The sequence below is a fragment of the Streptomyces mirabilis genome, from assembly GCF_018310535.1.
GTDB lineage: Bacteria > Actinomycetota > Actinomycetes > Streptomycetales > Streptomycetaceae > Streptomyces.
In genome coordinates this window covers 6,714,463-6,733,244 of the sequence record NZ_CP074102.1, presented here as the reverse complement: position 1 = coordinate 6,733,244, position 18,782 = coordinate 6,714,463, and the positions used below count along the sequence as shown (strand labels likewise).

The following is an 18,782-nucleotide window of genomic DNA, read 5'->3' as shown; positions in this document are numbered from 1 at the left end:
CTTCACAGTTGAGCTGCCGAGACTACTCGCATGACGACCTCAGCCCCCTCCGCCCCTCCCTCCGCCTCTTCCTCCGCCTCTTCCTCCGCCCCTCCCTTCGGTCGTGCGCTCTGCGCGATGGTCACGCCCTTCACCCAGGCGGGCGCGCTCGACCTCGACGGGGCGGGGCGGCTCGCCGACCGACTGGTCCGCGCGGGCTGCGACGGTCTGGTCCTGTCCGGCACCACGGGCGAGTCCCCGACCACGACGGACGCCGAGAAGTCCGCGCTCGTACGCGCCGTGCGCGAGGCGGTAGGCGACCGGGCCGTGATCGTCGCGGGCGTCGGCACCGCCGACACGCGGCACACCGTCGAACTGGCCCTGGCGGCCGAAAAGGCGGGCGCGGACGGCCTGTTGGTCGTGACGCCGTACTACAGCAGACCTCCGCAGGACGCCGTCGAGGCGCACTTCCGGGAGATCGCCGACGCCACCGGACTGCCGCTCGCGCTGTACGACATTCCCGGCCGCACCGGCACCCGTATCGAGCCCGACACCCTGATCCGGCTCGCCGAGCACCCCCGGATCGTGGCCGTCAAGGACTGCGCGTACGACCTCCTCGGCACCCAGAAGGTGCTGGCCCGCACGGAGTTGGCGTACTACGCGGGCTGCGACGAGCAGGTGCTCGCGCTGCGGGCGGTCGGCGGGACCGGGTACATCAGCACGGTGGCGAACGCCGCCCCCGGCCCCTTCCGCGCGATCCTCGACGCGTTCGAGGCGGGGAACACGGCGGAGGCGGCCCGTCGGCAACAACGCGCCGTCCCGCTCACCGAGTTGATGATGGCGTCAGGACTGCCCGGCACGGTCACGGCCAAGGCCCTGCTCGGCCGGCTCGGCCTGCCCGCGGGTCCGGTCCGCCCACCGCTGCGGCCCGCCGGCCGGGAGGTGACCGACGGACTGCTGGCGGCGTACGAGGAGTTGGCGGCCGCCTGATCAGCGCCGGGCGAATACCGGTGTCCAGCGCCCGGCGGCGCCGTCGTTGCCGCCGCGGAAGCCGCTCAGCGCCACTTCCTTGCCGCTGCCCAGGGCAACGACCACGAGCCGGTTGTGGAACTCGTTCGAGCCCGGCGTGATGTCCCAGGCGATCAGGCGCTTGTTGTCGACCCAGGCGAGCAGTTCCTGCCCGCGTACGGTCGTGATCCGCCTGCCGGTGACGGGGTCCAGGATCGCGGAGGCGGTGTTCTGCGCGCCGCCCGCGAAGTCGCCCGCGGCGTGCCTGCCGTCCGGGGACAGCCGCGCGTCGACGTACCAGGGCAGGTGCTTCTCGTTCGCGGGTGCCTGAACCTGGTAGCCCCGGAAGTCGTAGAAGTACTGGCCCGGTGCCGGGGTGAACCCGGTGTAGACCAGCTTTCCCTCGTGGCTGAAGCCGAAGTCCTGACGGTCGTTGAGGCCGCTGCCGTCGCCGGGCGACACCTCGTTCCAGGACGCCGCCCTACCGGAAGCGACATCGACGACGTAGAAGCCGGTCCGGCCCGGCTCCTGGAAGTTCGGCCAGGGGCTGCCCTGACCGTCCTTCGGCGTGACATGCAGATCGGGGTCCTTCTTGTAGGTCGTCGCGACGAGTTTGCGGCCGTCGGGCGAGAACGCGACCGCTCCGACGGTGTGGTCGACCGGAATCCAGCGCTCCACCTTGCCGGTGAGCAGGTTGAGCAGACCGATCCGCCTGGCGGGCAGGTTCCACTCCAGGACGGCGGCGGTCCGCAGACCGGGGGCGACCGCCACGAACGACCACTTCGTCTTCACGTACTTACGGGTGCGCGCGTCGAGGAGCCAGTACGTGCGGACGTCGGTGTGCTGCGTGGCCGACAGCTTGACGTTCGTCTCCGTGTAGTACGCGGCCAGCGCGACTCCCCCGGCCGCGATCAGGTCGCGCGGTGGGGTCTGGCCGGGGTGGGCGATGATGTCGTTCTCGTTCAGGACGTTCGCCGGGCGCACGTCGTCCTTGCCGGTGCCCAGCACGGGCACCGCGACGGCGACGGCGACGGTGGCCACGGCGGCGGCCGCGATCGTACGGGTCCGGCGGCGCCGTCGGACGGCCAGTACCCGGTCGGCGAAGTCCACGGGAGGCGGGGCGAGATCCGCGACCTGCTCGTGGAAGGAGTCTCGGACGAGGTCGTCGACGTTCACGGGCGCACCTCCAGCGGCGAGAAGTCACGGGACGACGGCCGCTCGTCGCCGCCCCGGCCGAGTGCGGCCAGTTCGGGGGCGAGAGTGCGCAGCCGGGCGAGCGAGCGGTGGGTGGTGGACCGTACGGTTCCGACGGAGCAGCCGGGGAGGCGGGCCACGTCGGCCTCCGGCAGATCCTCGAAGTAGCGCAGAACGAGCACGGTGCGCTGCCGGGCGGTGAGCCGGGCCAGCGCCCCCCATCACGACCCGCAGCTCCGCGGCGGACGAGGCATCCGCGTCATGGAACGTGCCCTCGGGCGGCTCGGCGACGCTGAGCTCGCGCCGGGGCCACTTCAGCCGCCAGCGGCTCACCTGCTGCCGGTACAGCACCTGCCGTACGTACGCCTCGGGTTCGTCGATCCGGTGCCACCGCCCCGCGGCCTTGATCAGGGCGTTCTGCAGCAGGTCCTCGGCGGCGTGCCGGTCCCCGCCGCTGAGCAGCACGGCCGTCTTCAACAGCGTGGACGACCGAATTCGCACGAACTCCCGGAAGCTCTTCTGCGCTTCGGCATCCATCGTCACCTTCGTCTTCCCCGAGGGTCTGCTCCGGCGGCCCTGACGGCCCGCCCCTGTACCCCTTGTGACGCGTGCGCCCGCCCGCCGCTATGCCCCGGGGCCGCGATCAATCTCGAGCAATCTCAAGGAGGTTGTCCGTCCAGAGCGGACGGACAAAGACGAAGGCAAGGAGGTTACCCACTCCTTGCCACTCTCAACTTATAGCGCACCGGGGGGCTTGCGGCAAGGCCCCGGTCGTGGCGCAGAATCTCCGGCCGAGGCCGGAATCCGCGGAAATCGGGAGTCGCTGATGCGTGTGTTGTTGTCGACGTATGGGTCGCGCGGGGACGTCGAACCGCTGGCGGGACTCGCGGTGCGGTTGCGGGAACTCGGTGCGGAGGTGCGGGTGTGCGCGCCGCCGGACGAGGACTTCGCGCGGCGGCTGGCCGGTGTCGGCGTGCCGTTGGTGCCGGTCGGCCGGTCGGCGCGCGCGCTGACGACCGCGGCGCCGTCGCCGGCCGACCTGCCCCGGCGTGCGGCCGAGTTGATCGCCGACCAGGTCGACGTGGTCACCGCGGCGGCCGAGGGATGCGACGTGCTGGTGGCGACCGGCGTGATTCCGGCCGCGGCCGGCGCGCGCTCGGTGGCCGAGAAGCTGGGCGTCCGCTCCGTGTCCGTGACCTTCCAGCAGCTCACCCTGCCGTCGCCGCACCACCCGCCGCTGGCGTATCCGGGCCGGCCGTTCCCGCCGGAGGTGACCGACAACAGGGTGCTGTGGGACCTGGACGCCCGGAGCATCGACGCGCTGTTCGGCGCGGCGCTCAACACGAGCCGCGCGTCGATCGGCCTGCCGCCGGTGGACAACGTCCGCGACTACGTCATCGGCGACCGGCCGTGGCTGGCGACGGACCCGGTCCTGGACCCGTGGCGGGAGCCTGCGGACCTCGACGTCGTGCAGACCGGCGCGTGGATCCTGCCGGACGAACGCCCCCTCCCGGACGAGCTTGTGGCGTATCTGGAGGCCGGCGCACCACCCGTGTACGTGGGCTTCGGCAGCATGCCCATGCACACGTCGACGGACGTCGCCCGGGTGGCGATCGGGGCGATCCGTGCGCAGGGCCGCCGTGCGGTCGTGGCCCGCGGCTGGGCCGACCTGGCCCTGGTCGACGACCGGGACGACTGCTTCGTCGTCGGCGAGGTCAATCAGCAGGCGCTGTTCGGCCGGGTGGCCGCCGTCGTGCACCACGGCGGCGCGGGCACGACGACGACGGCCGCCCGGGCCGGCGCGCCCCAGGTGGTGGTACCCCAGGCGACGGACCAACCGTACTGGGCCGGCCGGGTGGCCGATCTGGGCGTGGGCGCGGCACACGGCGGTCCGACTCCGACCTTCGAGTCCCTGTCGGCCGCGCTCAGCACGGCCCTGGCCCCCGAGACCCGCGCACGGGCGACCGCCGTGGCCGCCACGATCCGCACCGACGGGACGACGGTGGCCGCGAAGCTTCTCCTCGACATGATCAGCCGGGAAGAGCCGCGCACATCCGCATGAACCCCACGGGACCCGTCCGGCCAGGACCCCGAACACAAGAACCCGCACACGCCGGTCCGGACGCCTTGCCGCGCGCAAGGGTCACGAGCGACCCCACCCTCGGAACATTCGGAGCCAACGACGTGAACCCCCTGACCACCAGCGCGTTCGACCTTCCCGACCGCCTCTCCGCCAAGGCCGACCCGACGCTGATCGCCGGCGACGAAGAGCACTTCGCGGCCATCGCGGAGTGCCTCGAACAGTCGATCGCCGAGCTGACCGACCTCCTCGACGCCGAGCGCAGGGCGCCCGGCGGTGCGGGCCGGCAGGCGATGGACCGGGACGTGGAGATCCACCGGCTGACCGCTCGCCTGCGCGCACTGCGTCGCTTCGGTCTGGACCTGTGCCTCGGACACATGGTCGGCGCGGACGACCCCGAGCCCGTGTACGTCGGACGGCTCGGCCTCACGGACAGTACGGGCCGTCGGCTGCTGCTCGACTGGCGCTCCCCCGCGGCCGAGCCGTTCTTCGGAGCCACCCACGCCGACCCGATGGGTCTGGCGAGCCGCCGCAGGTATCGCTGGACCCGAGGCCGGATCGGCGACTACTGGGACGAGGTGTTCACCTCGGACGGATTCGCCGGCCACGCCGCGCTCGACGACCAGTCCGCCTTCATCGCCAGCCTGGGCGGCGACCGGTCGCCGCGGATGCGCGACGTGCTCGGCACCATCCAGGCCGACCAGGACGCCATCATCCGCGCGGGATCCCGCGGCGCTCTCGTCGTCGACGGCGGTCCGGGTACGGGCAAGACGGTCGTCGCTCTGCACCGCTCCGCCTACCTCCTCTACTCCGACCCGCGCCTCGGTCACCGCCGGGGCGGCGTGCTGTTCGTCGGTCCGCACCGGCCCTACCTGGCCTACGTCGCCGACGTCCTGCCCAGCCTCGGAGAGGAGGGCGTGCAGACCTGCGTCCTGCGGGATCTCGTCGCCGAGGGAGCCGCCGCGACGATCGAGGCCGACCCGGACGTGGCTCGCCTGAAGTCGTCCGCCGATCTGGTGAAGGCGATCGAGACAGCCGTGAGGTTCTACGAGGAGCCGCCCACCAAGGGGATGACGGTCACGACCCACTGGTCCGACATCTGGCTGAGCGCCGACGACTGGGCCATGGCGTTCGAAGCGGCGGAACCCGGCACTCCGCACAACGAGGCGCGCGACCAGGTCTGGGAGGAGCTGCTCACGATCCTGGTGGACAAGCACGACGACGCCTCGGCGCATGACGGCGACGTCTCGGCCGACCTGCTCCGCACGTCGCTGCTGCGGAACAGGGAGCTGCTCACGGCCTTCAACCGCGCCTGGCCGCTGCTCGAAGCGGCCGACCTCGTCTCGGACCTGTGGTCGGTACCCGCCTACCTGCGCAAGTGCGCTCCCTGGCTCGGCCCCGACGGGGTTCGGCGGCTGCGGCGCGAGGACGCCCAGGCCTGGACGGTGTCCGACCTGCCGCTCCTGGACGCGGCACGGCAGCGGCTCGGCGACCCGGAGGCGGCGCGGCGCAAGCGTCGTAACGAAGCCGCCGTCGCCGCCGAACGCGCACGCAGGGCCGACGTCATCGACAGCCTGCTGCAGAACGTCGTGATCGACGAGAGCGAAGGCGCGATGGGGATGCTGCACGGACGGGACCTGCAGGACACCCTGGTCGACGAGAGCGCACTGCCCGGCACCGAACCGGACCTGCTCGCCGGCCCGTTCGCGCACATCGTCGTGGACGAGGCTCAGGAGCTGACCGACGCGGAGTGGCAGATGCTGCTGCTCCGCTGCCCGTCCCGGAGCTTCACCATCGTCGGGGACCGTGCCCAGGCCAGGCACGGGTTCACGGAGTCGTGGCGGGAACGGCTCGAGCGGATCGGGCTCGACCGGATCGAGTCGGCCTCCCTGAGCATCAACTACCGGACGCCGGAAGAAATCATGGCGGAGGCCGGGCCGGTCATCCAGGCCGTGCTCCCGGACGCCAATGTGCCGACCTCCATCCGCAGCGGCGGCGTTCCCGTCGTACACGGATCCACCGCGGATCTGAGCTCCGTCCTCGACACCTGGCTCGCCGCGCATGCGGACGGCATCGCCTGTGTCATCGGCGATCCCACATTCCGGGCGACGTCCCGCGTCCGTTCACTGACCCCGGAGCTGTCGAAGGGGCTCGAGTTCGACCTGGTCGTCCTCGTCGACCCGGAGGCATTCGGCGAGGGCGTCGAAGGAGCGGTCGACCGCTATGTCGCGATGACCCGAGCGACCCGGCAACTCGTCGTCCTCACGAGCTCATGAAGCGGTTCCCCGCGCCCCGACAGGGCGCGGGGGCTGCGCCATCTGCGGCTCGGCGCGGGAGCCGTCGGAGGCTGGATTGCAGAGCATGTGAGTGGCGCTTAGCGTGATGTCGGGGACTCCAGGGGCTCTCGGGTGCGGTGCGCGCGGCGGACTTGGCAGAACATTCGCCCACCCTGACCTCAGATCGGTTCGCTGCGGCGAGCGGTCCTGATCACGGACCTCGATGAAAGGTCACTCATGCCACAATCCATGCGCGCTCTCGTAGCCGGAAAGGTTGGCGAGCCGGCCGATGTCCTGCGGCTGGAATCCCGTCCTGTTCCCACGCCGGAAGCCGGTCAGGCGTTGATCCGCGTGAAGGCGACTCCGATTCACGCCAGTGATCTGCACGTGCTGCGTGGCCGCTACGGTTTCTCCCCCGAGTTTCCCACCGTCGGGGGTCACATGGAATGCGTGGGCCGTATTGAGGCCCTGGGCCCGGATACCGAGGGACTGAAGACCGGCGAGCGCGTGGTGGCCGTTGCCGTCCCGGCGGTACCCGGGCCGCATGTGGCCGGCACTTGGCAGGAATACCTTGTTGCCGATACACGAAGGCTCCTGCCTGTCCCCGATCATCTGAGCGACTCCAGCGCCTGTCAGCTCGCCGTCAACCCGTTGACCGCGCTGCTGCTGGTGACTCGCGAACTCGACGTACAGCCGGGTGAATGGTTGTTGCAGACGGCCGCGGGCTCCACCGTCGGCCGCCTCGTCATCCAGCTGGCCAGGCATCTGGGTATTCGCACGATCAATGTCGTGCGGCGGCGCGATGCCGTCGAGGAGATCAAGGCGCTTGGTGGTGACGAGGTCATCTGCACCGAGGACGAGGACTTGTTGCAGCGAGTGGCCGAGGTCGCAGGATCGGTCGGCGTGCGCAAGGCCATCGACTGTGTCGCGGGCCATGTGGGTGCCCAGGTGTCCCAGGCACTGGCTCCGGGAGGAGAGGTCGTGGTCTACGGCGCGCTCTCCACCCATCGGCAGACCGACCCGGCAGCGCTGACGATCCCGCTGTCGGCACGCTCGGTCATCTACGAGACCAAAGCAGTCCGTGGGTTCTGGCTGAACGGCTGGTTCGGCACTGCCTCACCTGCGGATGCGCTGCGCGCGCTGTCCGAGGTTCGCAGTCTCGTCGCTGATGAAGTGCTGAGCATCCCCCAGGGTGAGCCGTTCCCGCTCGAACGCTTCACTGAAGCCATCTCGTTCGCCGAAGCACCCGCACATGGCGCGAAACCGCTCTTCGTCTTCGAGGATGGCCGGGACGAAGACGCCAGGTAGGACGCGGGTTCCCGGCTGACATCCACAGGTGGCATCACCTTACAAGGCGGCTGTCTCCCTCGACGCACGAGCGCCCTCCCGGGCCGTCCTGGGGCCGTGGAAGGGCGCTCGACGACGACCAACGCCGACAGCTGCCGACAACTCAGCAGCAGGTCAGCGGCAGGTCAGAGCATTGATCGATGAGGCGGCCGCAGGTCACGGCCGCCGATGATCAGTTGTGGCTGTGCAGAACCTCGTTCAGGCCGCCCCACACCGCGTTGTTCGGCCGCGCCTCGACGGTTCCGGTCACCGAGTTGCGGCGGAAGAGGATGTTCGACGCCCCGGACAGCTCACGGGCCTTGACGATCTGCCCGTCGGGCATGGTCACGCGGGTGCCCGCGGTGACGTACAGCCCCGCCTCGACCACGCACTCGTCGCCGAGGGCGATACCGACGCCCGCCTCGGCGCCGATCAGGCATCGCTCGCCGATGGTGATGCGGACGTTGCCGCCGCCGGACAGGGTGCCCATGGTGGAGGCGCCGCCGCCGATGTCGGAGCCGTCGCCGACCACGACGCCGGCCGAGATGCGGCCCTCGACCATCGACGTGCCGAGCGTGCCCGCGTTGAAGTTCACGAAGCCCTCGTGCATGACGGTGGTGCCCTCGGCGAGATGCGCGCCGAGCCGGACGCGGTCGGCGTCGGCGATCCGGACGCCCTTGGGGGCGACGTAGTCCGTCATGCGCGGGAACTTGTCGATGGACGTCACCTGGAGGTGCAGGCCCTCGGCGCGGGCGTTGAGGCGCGCCTTCTCGACGTCGTCCACCGCGACCGGGCCGAGCGAGGTCCAGGCGACGTTGGCGAGATGACCGAAGATGCCGTCCAGGCTCTGGCCGTGCGGCTGCACGAGGCGGTGCGAGAGCAGGTGCAGGCGCAGGTAGGTGTCGTGCGCGTCGATCGGCTTCTCGTCCAGCGAGGCGATGACCGTGCGGACCGCGACCACTTCGACGCCCCGGCGGGCGTCGGGCCCGATGGCTTTGGCGGCGCCTTCGCCGAGCAGCTCGACGGCACGCTCGGCGGACAGCCGCTCGGTGCCGGCCGGGCCGGGCTCGGCGGACAGCTCGGGCGCGGGGAACCAGGTGTCGAGGACGGTGCCGTCGGCCGTGAGGGTGGCGAGGCCGGCGGCGACGGCGCCGGTGGTGCGAGTAGCAGTCGTGTCGGTCATGGGTGAAACCTAACGCGGCCCGGGGCGCACGAGCGAACCGGTACACCCGCCATCTCACGTGCCGGGCGCCCCGTACACCCCTTCGCGGGACCCCGTTCTCCCCTCGCACATTCCCCGCGCCGAACCCTCCCCCTCAGCCGATCAACCGCCCCAACACCTCCCGCGCATACTCCTCGTCATACGACACCCCCGTCAGCAGCACCTGCAGACAGATCCCGTCCACCAGCGCGACCAGCGCCCTCGCGGTGACGGGGTCGGTGCGGCGGGCGAGGGGTTCGGCGAGGTCCTGGACCCATTCGGCGGCGACGGGGCGCAGGGCGGGGCGGCGCAGCGCCGCGAGGTAGAGCTCGTACTCCAGCTCCACCCCCGTACGGTCGCCCGCCAGCCACTCGCCCATCAGCCCGGCGAGTTCGCCGGCGAGGTCGGCCTGGGGATCCTCCAGCGCGCCGCGCGCGGCGATCACCTTGGCGAAGCCCTCGTTCGCCTGGCGCAGCGCGGCGACCATGAGCTCGTCGAGGGTCTTGAAGTGGTACGTGGTGGAGCCGAGCGGCACATCGGCCTCGGCGGCGACGGTGCGATGGCTCAGCCCGGCGAGTCCTTTGGCGCCCACGACCCGGATCGCCGCGTCGATGATCCGCTGCCGCCGCTCGGGGTCGTAGCGGCGCGCCGCCATCAGTGGGCCCCGCCGAGGTTCAGCACCACGACCCCGCCGATGATCAGCAGTATCCCGGCGACCTTGGTGAAGCTGAGCGCCTCGCCGAGGAACACCATGCCGATCGCGGCGATGACGGCGGTGCCGGCGCCGGCCCAGATCGCGTAGGCCGTGCCGACCTGGACGGTCTTCAGGCACTGCGCGAGCAGCACGAAGGCGATGACGTATCCGAGGACGGTCACCAGCGAGGGCCAGAGCCTGCTGAAGCCCTCGCTGTACTTCATGGCGGTCGTGGCGGCCACCTCGGAGGCGATGGCTCCGGCGAGCAGTGCGTATCCCATGTGTACGAGTGTACGCATCGATGTGTACGCCCGTACGCAAAGAGCGCGAGCCCCTCGCCGCAGCTCACCCCGTGACCGGCCGGCAGGCCACCGGCCCCGGTTCACGCACCCGCGCCAGGCGGTCCAGCGTCCGCCGCTTGGCGCGGGCGGCCCGGCGAGGCACCTCCACCCGCCGGTAGCGCAGCAGTTCGGCGGGGTCGGGGCGGACGGCACCGGCAAGTTCGTAGCCGCACGAGGTCAGCCGTTCGCCCAATACGGCCTCGCACAGCCGTATTTGATCGGGCGTCAGTCTGGTGGTCCAGGTGCCGTCCCGGGAGGTGTCCAGCACGCCGTGGGTGCGTCGGTGCCAGGTCTGCGGGCGGGTACCGCCATCCCGGCGACGCGGCGCGGCTCGGTCATCCCGGGGGCGTACTCCTCACCCAGGAACCCGCACACGCCCTGGAGTTGGCTCTCGGGATCGGCCACGAGGTCCTCGAAGCGAAGTTGGTACCAGCGGTCCGGGCCCAGTTCGCACGCGTACTTGCGCGTGGCGTCCACGACCTGTGCCCAGGTGGCCACGGCCTCATGGAATCCCCGGCGCCACCAGGGCATCCGGAGCAGCGAGGCGACGCAGTCCCGGTGTTTCGGGCGGCAGGGCGATCCGTGGATGCGCGTGCAGCATCAGCTGGGGAAGCGTGGTTCCCGAGCGGGGCAGCCGAGGACGAACACCGGACGTGCGGGGCGGGTTGCACAGAAGCGGACACGACCTCACGCTGTCGCGCCCCGATGAGCCCGGACTCGGATCACACTGAGAATGCAATGTGAAGCCACCACGCCCATGAATTCCCATGAACCCCCATGAATCCCCGTGGGGCCACGGGATCAGTGGGGGAAACGGCTGCTCAGAAGTCACCAAGTCCACTACTGTTTCACCAGTCGCGCACCGGGTTTCCACGGCTACCGCCGTTCCGTGTGCCTGCGCCCCCCTCTTGTGCTGAGACCAGTAGACGAATCCGCGTGCGCCTTGGGCGACGCTGGAGGAACGCGCATGCCAGAAACAACGCCAGAGCCCGAACCCGAGCTCGGGGCCGACCAGCCCGTGCCCACTTCGGAGGAACCCGCCTGGCGCCCCACCCCCCACGGCACTCCCTATCCGGCGGAACTGCCTCCCTTCGTCGAGCCGCCGGTGCCCTGGGAGTCCGGGGAGTTCCCGGACGAGGGTCGGTTGCCCGGAACCCGACGACTGTGGATGGCCGGCGGGCTCGCGGTGGCGGTGCTCATCGCCACCGCGACCGCGATCGCCGTACTGGACAGCAACACTGACGCCGCGTCGAAGAACCGGGCGAACCACACCGCCTCCGACACGGACGTCCCGTTCATACCCGGCGTCTCCGCCTCGGCCGACGGCAGCACCACGGCCCCGGCGGGCAAGAACGCCCTGTCCTCCCCGCGGCGCTCCGGCTCCCCCTCCACCGCGTCGGACTCGGCCTCGCCGGGGCCCTCGGAACAGGGGTCCGACGACAAGCCCGTCGCCGGCACCACCGAGCCGTCGAAGACCGCCTCGTCCAGCAAGCCTCCCGAGTCCAAGCCCGTCTCCTCGCGGAAGTCGCTCCAGTCGGTCAACTACCCGAACCGCTACTGGCATCTGAGCAACGGCTTCGTACGGCTCGATCCGGTGGATTCGGGCAGCTCGGGCTCGACCAAGCGGGACGCCAGCTTCAAGGTGGTGGCGGGGCTCGGCAACGCCAACTGCTACTCCTTCACCACCGCCGACGGCGCCTATCTGCGCCACCGCAACTTCTCTCTGCGCGCCGACCGCAACGACGGCTCCGACCTCTTCAGCAAGGACGCCACCTTCTGTCCCCGGACGTCCCCGTACACCGGCGCCGTCATGCTGGAGTCGATCAACTACCCGGGCCGCTATCTGCGCCACCGCAACTTCCAGCTCCGTCTGGACAGAGACGACAACAGTCAGCTCTTCCGCGCGGACTCGGCGTTCCGTGTGGTGAACGGCTGGTCCTGACCCCAGGAACACCTGTGGCCCCCGGCGAGCTGCCGGGGGCCACAGACGTGTGCGGAGGTGTGCGCGGACTCAGACGTTGAACCCGAGCGCCCGAAGCTGCTCACGTCCGTCGTCCGTGATCTTGTCCGGGCCCCACGGCGGCATCCAGACCCAGTTGATGCGCAGCTCGTTGACGATGCCGTCCGTGGCGGACTTGGCCTGGTCCTCGATGACGTCGGTGAGCGGGCAGGCCGCGGACGTCAGGGTCATGTCGATGGTCGCGATGTTCGCGTCGTCGATGTGGATGCCGTAGATCAGGCCGAGGTTGACGACGTCGATGCCCAGCTCGGGGTCGACGACGTCGTACAGCGCCTCACGGAGTTCTTCCTCCGAGGCCGGCTTCGTCGTCAGGGTCTCGTTCTCGCTCATGCCGTCTTCCTCTCGGCGCTCTCGCCCAGAGCCTGGGCCGTCGCGTCCTTCCACGCCATCCAGCTCAGGAGGGCGCACTTGACCCGGGCCGGGTACTTGGAGACACCGGCGAACGCGACCGCGTCCTCCAGCACCTCCTCCATCGCGTCGTCGGGCTCGATCCTGCCCTTGGACTGCATGAGCTCCAGGAAGGTCTCCTGGATCTTCTGCGCCTCGGACACGTCCTTGCCGACGAGGAGCTCGTTCAGCACGGACGCCGAGGCCTGGCTGATGGAGCAGCCCTGACCCTCGTACGAGATGTCCGCGATCTGCTCGCCGTCGTACTTCACGCGCAGCGTGATCTCGTCGCCGCACGTCGGGTTGACGTGATGCACCTCGGCATCGCCATCCCGCAAGCCTCGCCCATGGGGGTGCTTGTAGTGGTCCAGGATGACTTCCTGGTACATCGAATCAAGCTTCACGTCTCAGCCAGCCCCTCAGCCGAAGAAGTTCCGGACGTGCTCCAGGCCGTCCACCAGCGCGTCGATCTCGGCCGGCGTGGAGTACAGATAGAACGACGCTCGCGTGGTCGCAGGAATTCCGTACCGCAGGCAGACCGGGCGCGCGCAGTGGTGTCCGACCCGGACCGCGATGCCCTGCTCGTCCAGGACCTGACCCACGTCGTGCGGGTGGATGTCACCCAGGGTGAACGAGATCGCGGCGCCGCGGTCCTCGGCCGTGGTCGGGCCGATGATCCGCAGGTCGGGGACCTCGCCTAGCCGCTTCACCGCGTACTCGGTGAGCGCGTGCTCATGGGCGAGGATCTTGTCCATGCCGATCGCGTTCAGGTAGTCGATCGCCGCGCCGAGGCCGACCGCCTGCGCGATCGGCGGGGTGCCCGCCTCGAACTTGTGCGGCGCCGGGGCGTACGTCGACGAGTGCATCGACACCGTCTCGATCATCTCGCCGCCGCCGAGGAACGGGGGCAGGTCCTCCAGGAGCTCCTGGCGGCCCCACAGCACGCCGATGCCCGTCGGGCCGCACATCTTGTGGCCGGTGAAGGCGACGAAGTCGGCCTGGAGGGCCTGGACGTCCAGCGGCATGTGCGGCGCGGCCTGCGAGGCGTCGATGCAGACCAGCGCGCCGACCTCCTGGGCGCGGCGGACTATGGCCTCGACCGGGTTGACGGTGCCCAGGATGTTCGACACCAGCACGAAGGAGACGATCTTCGTCTTCTCGGTGATGATCTCGTTGATGTTCGACAGGTCGAGGCGGCCGTCGTCGGTGAGACCGAACCACTTCAGCTTCGCGCCCGTGCGCTGCGCCAGCAGCTGCCACGGCACGATGTTGGAGTGGTGCTCCATCTCGGTGATGACGATCTCGGTCTCGTGGTCGACCCGGTAGGGCTCGTCGGCCCAGCCGAGCATGTTGGCCACGAGGTTGAGCGACTCGGAGGCGTTCTTGGTGAAGATCACCTCGTCGCGGCTCGGCGCGTTGATGAACGCGGCGACCTTGTCGCGCGCGCCCTCGTACAGCGCCGTGGCCTCCTCGGCGAGCACATGCACACCGCGGTGGACGTTGGCGTTGTAGCGCTCGTAGTACTCACTCAGGGCGTCCAGCACCTGGCGCGGCTTCTGCGAGGTCGCCGCGTTGTCCAGGTACACGAGCTTCCTGCCGTCGTGGACCTGACGGTCCAGGATGGGGAAGTCCTTGCGGATCGCCTCGGTGTCGAGGAGGCCCGGCAGCTGTGTCACGCGGATGCGCCACCCTTCGTGTCGACTTCGTGCTTCGCGTAAGCCTCGTAGCCCTCGTTCTCCAGCTTGTCGGCGAGCTCGGCGCCGCCGGACTCGACGATGCGGCCGCCGGAGAAGACGTGGACGAAGTCGGGCTTGATGTAGCGCAGGATGCGCGTGTAGTGCGTGATCAGCAGGGTGCCGACCTCGCCGGTCTCGCGGACGCGGTTGACACCCTCGGAGACGACGCGCAGGGCGTCGACGTCCAAGCCGGAGTCGGTCTCGTCGAGGATCGCGATCTTCGGCTTGAGCAGCTCCAGCTGGAGGATCTCGTGGCGCTTCTTCTCACCGCCGGAGAAGCCCTCGTTCACGTTGCGCTCGGCGAAGGCGGGGTCCATGGAGAGGCGCTCCATGGTCTCCTTGACCTCCTTCACCCAGGTGCGCAGCTTGGGGGCCTCGCCGCGGACGGCCGTGGCGGAGGTGCGCAGGAAGTTGGAGACGGAGACACCGGGGATCTCGACCGGGTACTGCATCGCCAGGAACAGGCCCGCGCGGGCGCGCTCGTCGACGGACATCTCCAGGACGTCCTCACCGTCGAGGGTGACGGTGCCGCCGGTGATCGTGTACTTCGGGTGGCCCGCGAGAGAGTAGGCGAGGGTCGACTTGCCGGAGCCGTTCGGGCCCATGATGGCGTGCGTCTCGCCCTGCTTCACGGTCAGGTCGACGCCCTTGAGGATCTCCTTCGTGGCGTTGTCGGCCTCGACGGTGACGTGCAGGTCGTGGATTTCAAGCGTTGCCATGGGTTCCTCAGGACTCCTGGGTGAGGGAGACGAGTACGTCGTCCCCTTCGATCTTTACGGGGTATACGGGGACGGGGCGCGTCGCGGGAAGGCCGGACGGCTTGCCGGTGCGCAGGTCGAACGCGGAGCCGTGCAGCCAGCACTCGATCTGGCAGTCCTCCACCTCGCCCTCGGAGAGCGAGACGTTCGCGTGCGAGCAGATGTCGTTGATCGCGAACACCTCCCCCTCGGTCTTCACGACCGAGACCGGCGTGCCGTCGAGTTCCACCCGCTTCGGGGTGTCCTCCTCCAGCTCGCTCAGCCCACAGGCGCGTACGAAGGTGCTGGTCATCAGACCGACGCCTCCAGCTCCTCGTCGATCTTCACGAGAAGGCGCTGCTCGATGTCGTCGACACCGATCTGCTGCACGAGCTCGGCGAAGAACCCGCGGACCACCAGTCGGCGGGCCTCGTCGGCGGGGATGCCGCGGGCCATCAGGTAGAAGAGCTGCTCGTCGTCGAAGCGGCCGGTCGCGGAGGCGTGTCCGGCGCCGACGATCTCGCCGGTCTCGATCTCCAGATTCGGCACGGAGTCGACGCGGGCGCCGTCGGTCAGAACCAGGTTGCGGTTCATCTCGTACGTGTCCGTGCCCTCGGCCTTGGCCTCGATGAGGACATCACCGATCCACACGGCGTGCGCGCCGTCGCCCTGGAGCGCGCCCTTGTAGGCGACGTTCGACTTGCAGTGCGGGGTGTTGTGGTCGACCAGCAGACGGTGCTCCTGGTGCTGGCCCGCGTCCGTGAAGTAGAGACCGAACAGCTCGGCCTCACCGCCGGTGCCGGCGTAGGCCACGCGCGGGTGCAGGCGCACGAGGTCGCCGCCGAACGTGACCACGAATGACTTGAACGTGGCGTCCCGGCCGATCAGCGCGTTGTGCTGGCCCACGTGCACGGCCTTGTCGTCCCAGTCCTGGACGGAGACGACGGTGAGCTTGGCGCCGTCGCCCAGGATGTAGTCGACGTTGGCGGCGAGCACGGCGTCACCGGTGTGGTCGATGACGACGACGGCCTCGGCGAAGGCTCCGAGCTCCACGACCTGGTGGCCGTAGGCGACGCCGCCCTCTCCGTGCACCGCGACGCGGATGGGCTCGGTGAGCACCGTCTCCTTGGGGACGGTGATCACGCCGGCCTTCTCGAACGCGGAGTACGCCTGGGCGGCGACGCGGTCCACCGGAGTGCCCGCCCTGCCGAGGCGCGCGTCGTCACGGCCGACGGTCTCCACGACGACGCCCGCGGGCGCCTCCACGTCGACCTTCAGGCCGTTGCCGGTCGCGACCGCGGTCCCGTCGTGCAGCCCGCGCAGGCGCTCCAGCGGAGTGAACCGCCACTCCTCCTCGCGGCCGTGGGGGACCGGGAAGTCCGCCACGTCGAAGGACGGGGGCGCGCTCATGCGCGTGGCGACGGTCGACTCGGCGGCCACCGCGATCTGGCCGGCGGTGGTGGACCCCACCGGGATGTTCTGAGCCTCAGCCATGGCTGTCGGTCTGCTCTCTTTCCTGCGTCAGTTGAGATCCTCGGGCCCGCCGGAAGGGGCGGGCCACCAGCTGTTTTCCGGCGGCGGGTCTTAGCCGACCGCGCCTTCCATCTGCAGCTCGATCAGCCGGTTGAGTTCAAGCGCGTACTCCATGGGCAGCTCCTTGGCGATCGGCTCGACAAAGCCGCGCACGATCATCGCCATCGCCTCGAACTCCGTCAGACCGCGGCTCATCAGGTAGAAGAGCTGGTCCTCGGAGACCTTGGAGACGGTCGCCTCGTGGCCCATGGACACGTCGTCCTCACGGACGTCGACGTACGGGTAGGTGTCGGAGCGGGAGATGGTGTCGACGAGCAGCGCGTCGCACAGCACGTTCGACTTCGAGCCGTGGGCGCCCTCGCCGATCTCGACCAGACCGCGGTAGGACGTACGACCGCCACCGCGCGCCACGGACTTCGACACGATGTTCGACGACGTGTTCGGCGCCATGTGGACCATCTTGGAGCCGGCGTCCTGGTGCTGGCCCTCGCCCGCGAAGGCGATGGAGAGGGTCTCGCCCTTGGCGTGCTCGCCCATGAGGTAAACGGCCGGGTACTTCATGGTGACCTTGGAGCCGATGTTGCCGTCGATCCACTCCATGGTCGCGCCCTCGTACGCCACGGCGCGCTTGGTGACCAGGTTGTAGACGTTGTTCGACCAGTTCTGGATGGTCGTGTAGCGGCAGCGGGCGCCCTTCTTCACGATGATCTCGACCACCGCGGAGTGCAGGGAGTCCGACTTGTAGATCGGCGCCGTACAACCCTCGACGTAGTGGACGTAGGCGTCCTCGTCGACGATGATCAGCGTCCGCTCGAACTGGCCCATGTTCTCCGTATTGATGCGGAAGTAGGCCTGGAGCGGGATCTCGACGTGCACGCCCTTCGGCACGTAGATGAAGGAGCCACCGGACCACACGGCGGTGTTCAGCGACGCGAACTTGTTGTCGCCGACCGGGATGACGGTGCCGAAGTACTCCTTGAAGAGCTCCGGGTGCTCCTTGAGGGCGGTGTCGGTGTCGAGGAAGATGACGCCCTGCTCCTCCAGGTCCTCGCGGATCTGGTGGTAGACGACCTCGGACTCGTACTGGGCCGCGACACCGGCGACGAGGCGCTGCTTCTCCGCCTCGGGGATGCCGAGCTTGTCGTACGTGTTCTTGATGTCCTCGGGCAGGTCCTCCCAGGACTCCGCCTGCTTCTCCGTGGAGCGCACGAAGTACTTGATGTTGTCGAAGTCGATCCCGGACAGGTCCGAGCCCCAGTTGGGCATGGGCTTCTTCTCGAAGAGGCGCAGGCCCTTGAGGCGGAGCTTGGTCATCCACTCCGGCTCGTTCTTCTTCGCGGAGATGTCGCGGACGACGTCCTCGTTGATACCGCGCTTGGCAGAGGCACCGGCCACGTCGGAGTCGGCCCAGCCGTATTCGTACGTACCCAGACCCTCGAGCTCAGGGTGGGCAGTCTCCTCGATGGGGAGCGTCATGCGGGGTTCCTCCCGGCGGTACTTGCAGATGCGTTATGGGTGGATTCGGAAATCTTGGAAATCTTGGGGATGAACGTGGTGCACACACCGTCGCCGTGGGCGATGGTGGCCAGCCGCTGAACATGGGTGCCGAGCAGCTGGGAGAAGATCTCGGTCTCCGCCTCGCACAGCTGCGGGAACTGCTCGGCGACATGAGCGACCGGGCAGTGGTGCTGGCAGAGCTGCTCGCCGACCGGTGCGCTACGCGCTGCAGCAGCGTACCCGTCCACGCTCAGGGCCTTGGCCAACGCTTCGGTGCGCTGCTCCGGCGCGGCGGCCTCGACGGCCTTGCGGTACGCGTCGGCCTGGGCGGCCATCCGGGCGCGGGCGAAGGCGACGACCGCCTCGTCCCCGCCCTCGCGCGCCGCGATCCAGCGCATCGCGTCCGCGGCGAGCTTGTCGTAGGACTGGTCGAAGGCGTCCCGGCCGCAGTCGGTCAGGGCGAACACCTTGGCGGGGCGGCCGCGCGTACGCGCTCCGTAGACCCGCTGCTCCCGTGCCTCCACCACGTCGTCGGCGACCAGCGCGTCGAGATGACGGCGCACGGCGGCCTGGGTCAGCCCCAGCCGCCCCGCGAGGTCGGCCACGGTCGACGGGCCGTGGTCCAGGATGGACCGCGCGACACGGTTGCGCGTCGAACGCTCACCGGTCGCGAGTTCCTCCTGAGGGGCCCCCATGGGGGTCTCCCGAGCCTCGCCAACGTTTTTCACAACGCCATTGTTGCGTAATTCCTCAGAGCCTGACAAGCCGCGCCC

19 protein-coding genes and 1 pseudogene are annotated in these 18,782 nt (G+C 69.6%); 5 read left to right on the top strand and 15 right to left on the bottom strand.

Annotated features, from left to right (window positions below):
- The first annotated feature begins 30 nt into the window (after positions 1–30).
- The gene (gene dapA, locus SMIR_RS29685; protein WP_212727592.1) at positions 31–969 is read left to right on the top strand and encodes a 4-hydroxy-tetrahydrodipicolinate synthase; all 939 of its coding nucleotides are present in this window, start codon (positions 31–33) and stop codon (positions 967–969) included.
- Here the strand turns inward: dapA and SMIR_RS29680 are convergent, their stop codons facing one another.
- Both SMIR_RS29680 and SMIR_RS29675 read right to left on the bottom strand, forming a co-directional pair.
- On the bottom strand, positions 970–2,163 hold the full coding sequence (locus tag SMIR_RS29680) for a WD40 repeat domain-containing protein (protein ID WP_212727591.1): 1,194 nt from the start codon (positions 2,161–2,163) through the stop codon (positions 970–972).
- Positions 2,160–2,718, bottom strand: a pseudogene (locus SMIR_RS29675) (SigE family RNA polymerase sigma factor). The gene SMIR_RS29680 and the pseudogene SMIR_RS29675 overlap by 4 nt, the downstream one beginning before the upstream one ends.
- 289 nt (positions 2,719–3,007) lie before the next feature.
- Between SMIR_RS29675 and SMIR_RS29670 the strand changes: the two are divergent.
- The 3 genes from SMIR_RS29670 (at position 3,008) to SMIR_RS29660 (ending at position 7,845) form a co-directional block, all read left to right on the top strand.
- Positions 3,008–4,243 (top strand): glycosyltransferase, encoded by a 1,236-nt coding sequence (locus SMIR_RS29670; protein ID WP_168490437.1) that lies wholly within the window; start codon positions 3,008–3,010, stop codon positions 4,241–4,243.
- 122 nt (positions 4,244–4,365) lie between these two features.
- Positions 4,366–6,537 (top strand): RNA polymerase recycling motor ATPase HelR, encoded by a 2,172-nt coding sequence (gene helR, locus SMIR_RS29665; RefSeq protein WP_168490438.1) that lies wholly within the window; start codon positions 4,366–4,368, stop codon positions 6,535–6,537.
- Between the two features lie 249 nt (positions 6,538–6,786).
- Positions 6,787–7,845, top strand: coding sequence for a zinc-dependent alcohol dehydrogenase family protein (locus SMIR_RS29660; protein WP_168490439.1), 1,059 nt, complete (start codon positions 6,787–6,789; stop codon positions 7,843–7,845).
- 211 nt (positions 7,846–8,056) lie between these two features.
- Here the strand turns inward: SMIR_RS29660 and dapD are convergent, their stop codons facing one another.
- From dapD to SMIR_RS29635, 5 genes are all read right to left on the bottom strand, one after another.
- Positions 8,057–9,046, bottom strand: a complete 990-nt coding sequence (gene dapD, locus SMIR_RS29655) for a 2,3,4,5-tetrahydropyridine-2,6-dicarboxylate N-succinyltransferase (RefSeq protein WP_168490440.1) — start codon at positions 9,044–9,046, stop codon at positions 8,057–8,059.
- Positions 9,047–9,179: 133 nt separating this feature from the next.
- Positions 9,180–9,719 carry a TetR/AcrR family transcriptional regulator gene (locus SMIR_RS29650; protein WP_212727590.1) on the bottom strand — a complete coding sequence of 180 codons (540 nt, stop codon included), beginning with the start codon at positions 9,717–9,719 and terminating at the stop codon, positions 9,180–9,182.
- Positions 9,719–10,039 (bottom strand): DMT family transporter, encoded by a 321-nt coding sequence (locus SMIR_RS29645; protein WP_060902166.1) that lies wholly within the window; start codon positions 10,037–10,039, stop codon positions 9,719–9,721. The genes SMIR_RS29650 and SMIR_RS29645 overlap by 1 nt, the downstream gene beginning before the upstream one ends.
- A gap of 64 nt (positions 10,040–10,103) precedes the next feature.
- A complete protein-coding gene (locus SMIR_RS29640) occupies positions 10,104–10,367 on the bottom strand; it encodes a hypothetical protein (protein WP_211118677.1) in 264 nt (87 codons plus the stop codon).
- Complete coding sequence (locus tag SMIR_RS29635; RefSeq protein WP_249938493.1) at positions 10,325–10,597, bottom strand: sulfotransferase; 273 nt, start codon at positions 10,595–10,597, stop codon at positions 10,325–10,327. Before SMIR_RS29635 ends, SMIR_RS29640 begins: the two co-directional genes overlap by 43 nt.
- A gap of 469 nt (positions 10,598–11,066) precedes the next feature.
- Here SMIR_RS29635 and SMIR_RS29630 point away from each other — a divergent pair, with 469 nt between their 5' ends.
- Complete coding sequence (locus SMIR_RS29630) at positions 11,067–12,041, top strand: AbfB domain-containing protein (protein WP_168490442.1); 975 nt, start codon at positions 11,067–11,069, stop codon at positions 12,039–12,041.
- Between the two features lie 69 nt (positions 12,042–12,110).
- Here the strand turns inward: SMIR_RS29630 and SMIR_RS29625 are convergent, their stop codons facing one another.
- The 8 genes from SMIR_RS29625 to SMIR_RS29590 form a co-directional block, all read right to left on the bottom strand.
- Positions 12,111–12,449, bottom strand: coding sequence for a metal-sulfur cluster assembly factor (locus SMIR_RS29625; protein WP_101405825.1), 339 nt, complete (start codon positions 12,447–12,449; stop codon positions 12,111–12,113).
- A complete protein-coding gene (gene sufU / locus SMIR_RS29620; protein WP_054235893.1) occupies positions 12,446–12,910 on the bottom strand; it encodes a Fe-S cluster assembly sulfur transfer protein SufU in 465 nt (154 codons plus the stop codon). The genes SMIR_RS29625 and sufU overlap by 4 nt, the downstream gene beginning before the upstream one ends.
- A 15-nt stretch (positions 12,911–12,925) precedes the next feature.
- Positions 12,926–14,182: a cysteine desulfurase gene (locus tag SMIR_RS29615; protein WP_054235894.1), complete on the bottom strand. Its 1,257-nt coding sequence runs from the start codon at positions 14,180–14,182 to the stop codon at positions 12,926–12,928.
- Entirely contained in the window at positions 14,179–14,961 is a 783-nt protein-coding gene (sufC, locus tag SMIR_RS29610) for a Fe-S cluster assembly ATPase SufC (RefSeq protein ID WP_101405823.1), read from the bottom strand. Before sufC ends, SMIR_RS29615 begins: the two co-directional genes overlap by 4 nt.
- A 7-nt stretch (positions 14,962–14,968) precedes the next feature.
- Complete coding sequence (locus SMIR_RS29605; RefSeq protein WP_101405822.1) at positions 14,969–15,292, bottom strand: bifunctional 3-phenylpropionate/cinnamic acid dioxygenase ferredoxin subunit; 324 nt, start codon at positions 15,290–15,292, stop codon at positions 14,969–14,971.
- On the bottom strand, positions 15,292–16,473 hold the full coding sequence (gene sufD / locus SMIR_RS29600) for a Fe-S cluster assembly protein SufD (protein WP_168490443.1): 1,182 nt from the start codon (positions 16,471–16,473) through the stop codon (positions 15,292–15,294). The genes SMIR_RS29605 and sufD overlap by 1 nt, the downstream gene beginning before the upstream one ends.
- Positions 16,474–16,563: 90 nt before the next feature.
- Positions 16,564–17,988 (bottom strand): Fe-S cluster assembly protein SufB, encoded by a 1,425-nt coding sequence (gene sufB / locus SMIR_RS29595; protein WP_101405820.1) that lies wholly within the window; start codon positions 17,986–17,988, stop codon positions 16,564–16,566.
- Positions 17,985–18,737 carry a helix-turn-helix transcriptional regulator gene (locus SMIR_RS29590; RefSeq protein ID WP_168490444.1) on the bottom strand — a complete coding sequence of 251 codons (753 nt, stop codon included), beginning with the start codon at positions 18,735–18,737 and terminating at the stop codon, positions 17,985–17,987. The genes sufB and SMIR_RS29590 overlap by 4 nt, the downstream gene beginning before the upstream one ends.
- Positions 18,738–18,782 lie beyond the last annotated feature (45 nt).

Bases quoted from the DNA above. Each gene is read 5' to 3' on its own strand.
- dapA (WP_212727592.1), top strand. From the start codon at position 31: ATGACGACCTCAGCCCCCTCCGCCCCTCCCTCCGCCTCTTCCTCCGCC.
- SMIR_RS29670 (WP_168490437.1), top strand. From the start codon at position 3,008: ATGCGTGTGTTGTTGTCGACGTATGGGTCGCGCGGGGACGTCGAACCG.
- SMIR_RS29660 (WP_168490439.1), top strand. From the start codon at position 6,787: ATGCGCGCTCTCGTAGCCGGAAAGGTTGGCGAGCCGGCCGATGTCCTG.
- dapD (WP_168490440.1), bottom strand. From the start codon at position 9,046: ATGACCGACACGACTGCTACTCGCACCACCGGCGCCGTCGCCGCCGGC.
- SMIR_RS29650 (WP_212727590.1), bottom strand. From the start codon at position 9,719: ATGGCGGCGCGCCGCTACGACCCCGAGCGGCGGCAGCGGATCATCGAC.
- SMIR_RS29645 (WP_060902166.1), bottom strand. From the start codon at position 10,039: ATGGGATACGCACTGCTCGCCGGAGCCATCGCCTCCGAGGTGGCCGCC.
- SMIR_RS29630 (WP_168490442.1), top strand. From the start codon at position 11,067: ATGCCAGAAACAACGCCAGAGCCCGAACCCGAGCTCGGGGCCGACCAG.
- SMIR_RS29625 (WP_101405825.1), bottom strand. From the start codon at position 12,449: ATGAGCGAGAACGAGACCCTGACGACGAAGCCGGCCTCGGAGGAAGAA.
- sufC (WP_101405823.1), bottom strand. From the start codon at position 14,961: ATGGCAACGCTTGAAATCCACGACCTGCACGTCACCGTCGAGGCCGAC.
- SMIR_RS29605 (WP_101405822.1), bottom strand. From the start codon at position 15,292: ATGACCAGCACCTTCGTACGCGCCTGTGGGCTGAGCGAGCTGGAGGAG.
- sufD (WP_168490443.1), bottom strand. From the start codon at position 16,473: ATGGCTGAGGCTCAGAACATCCCGGTGGGGTCCACCACCGCCGGCCAG.
- sufB (WP_101405820.1), bottom strand. From the start codon at position 17,988: ATGACGCTCCCCATCGAGGAGACTGCCCACCCTGAGCTCGAGGGTCTG.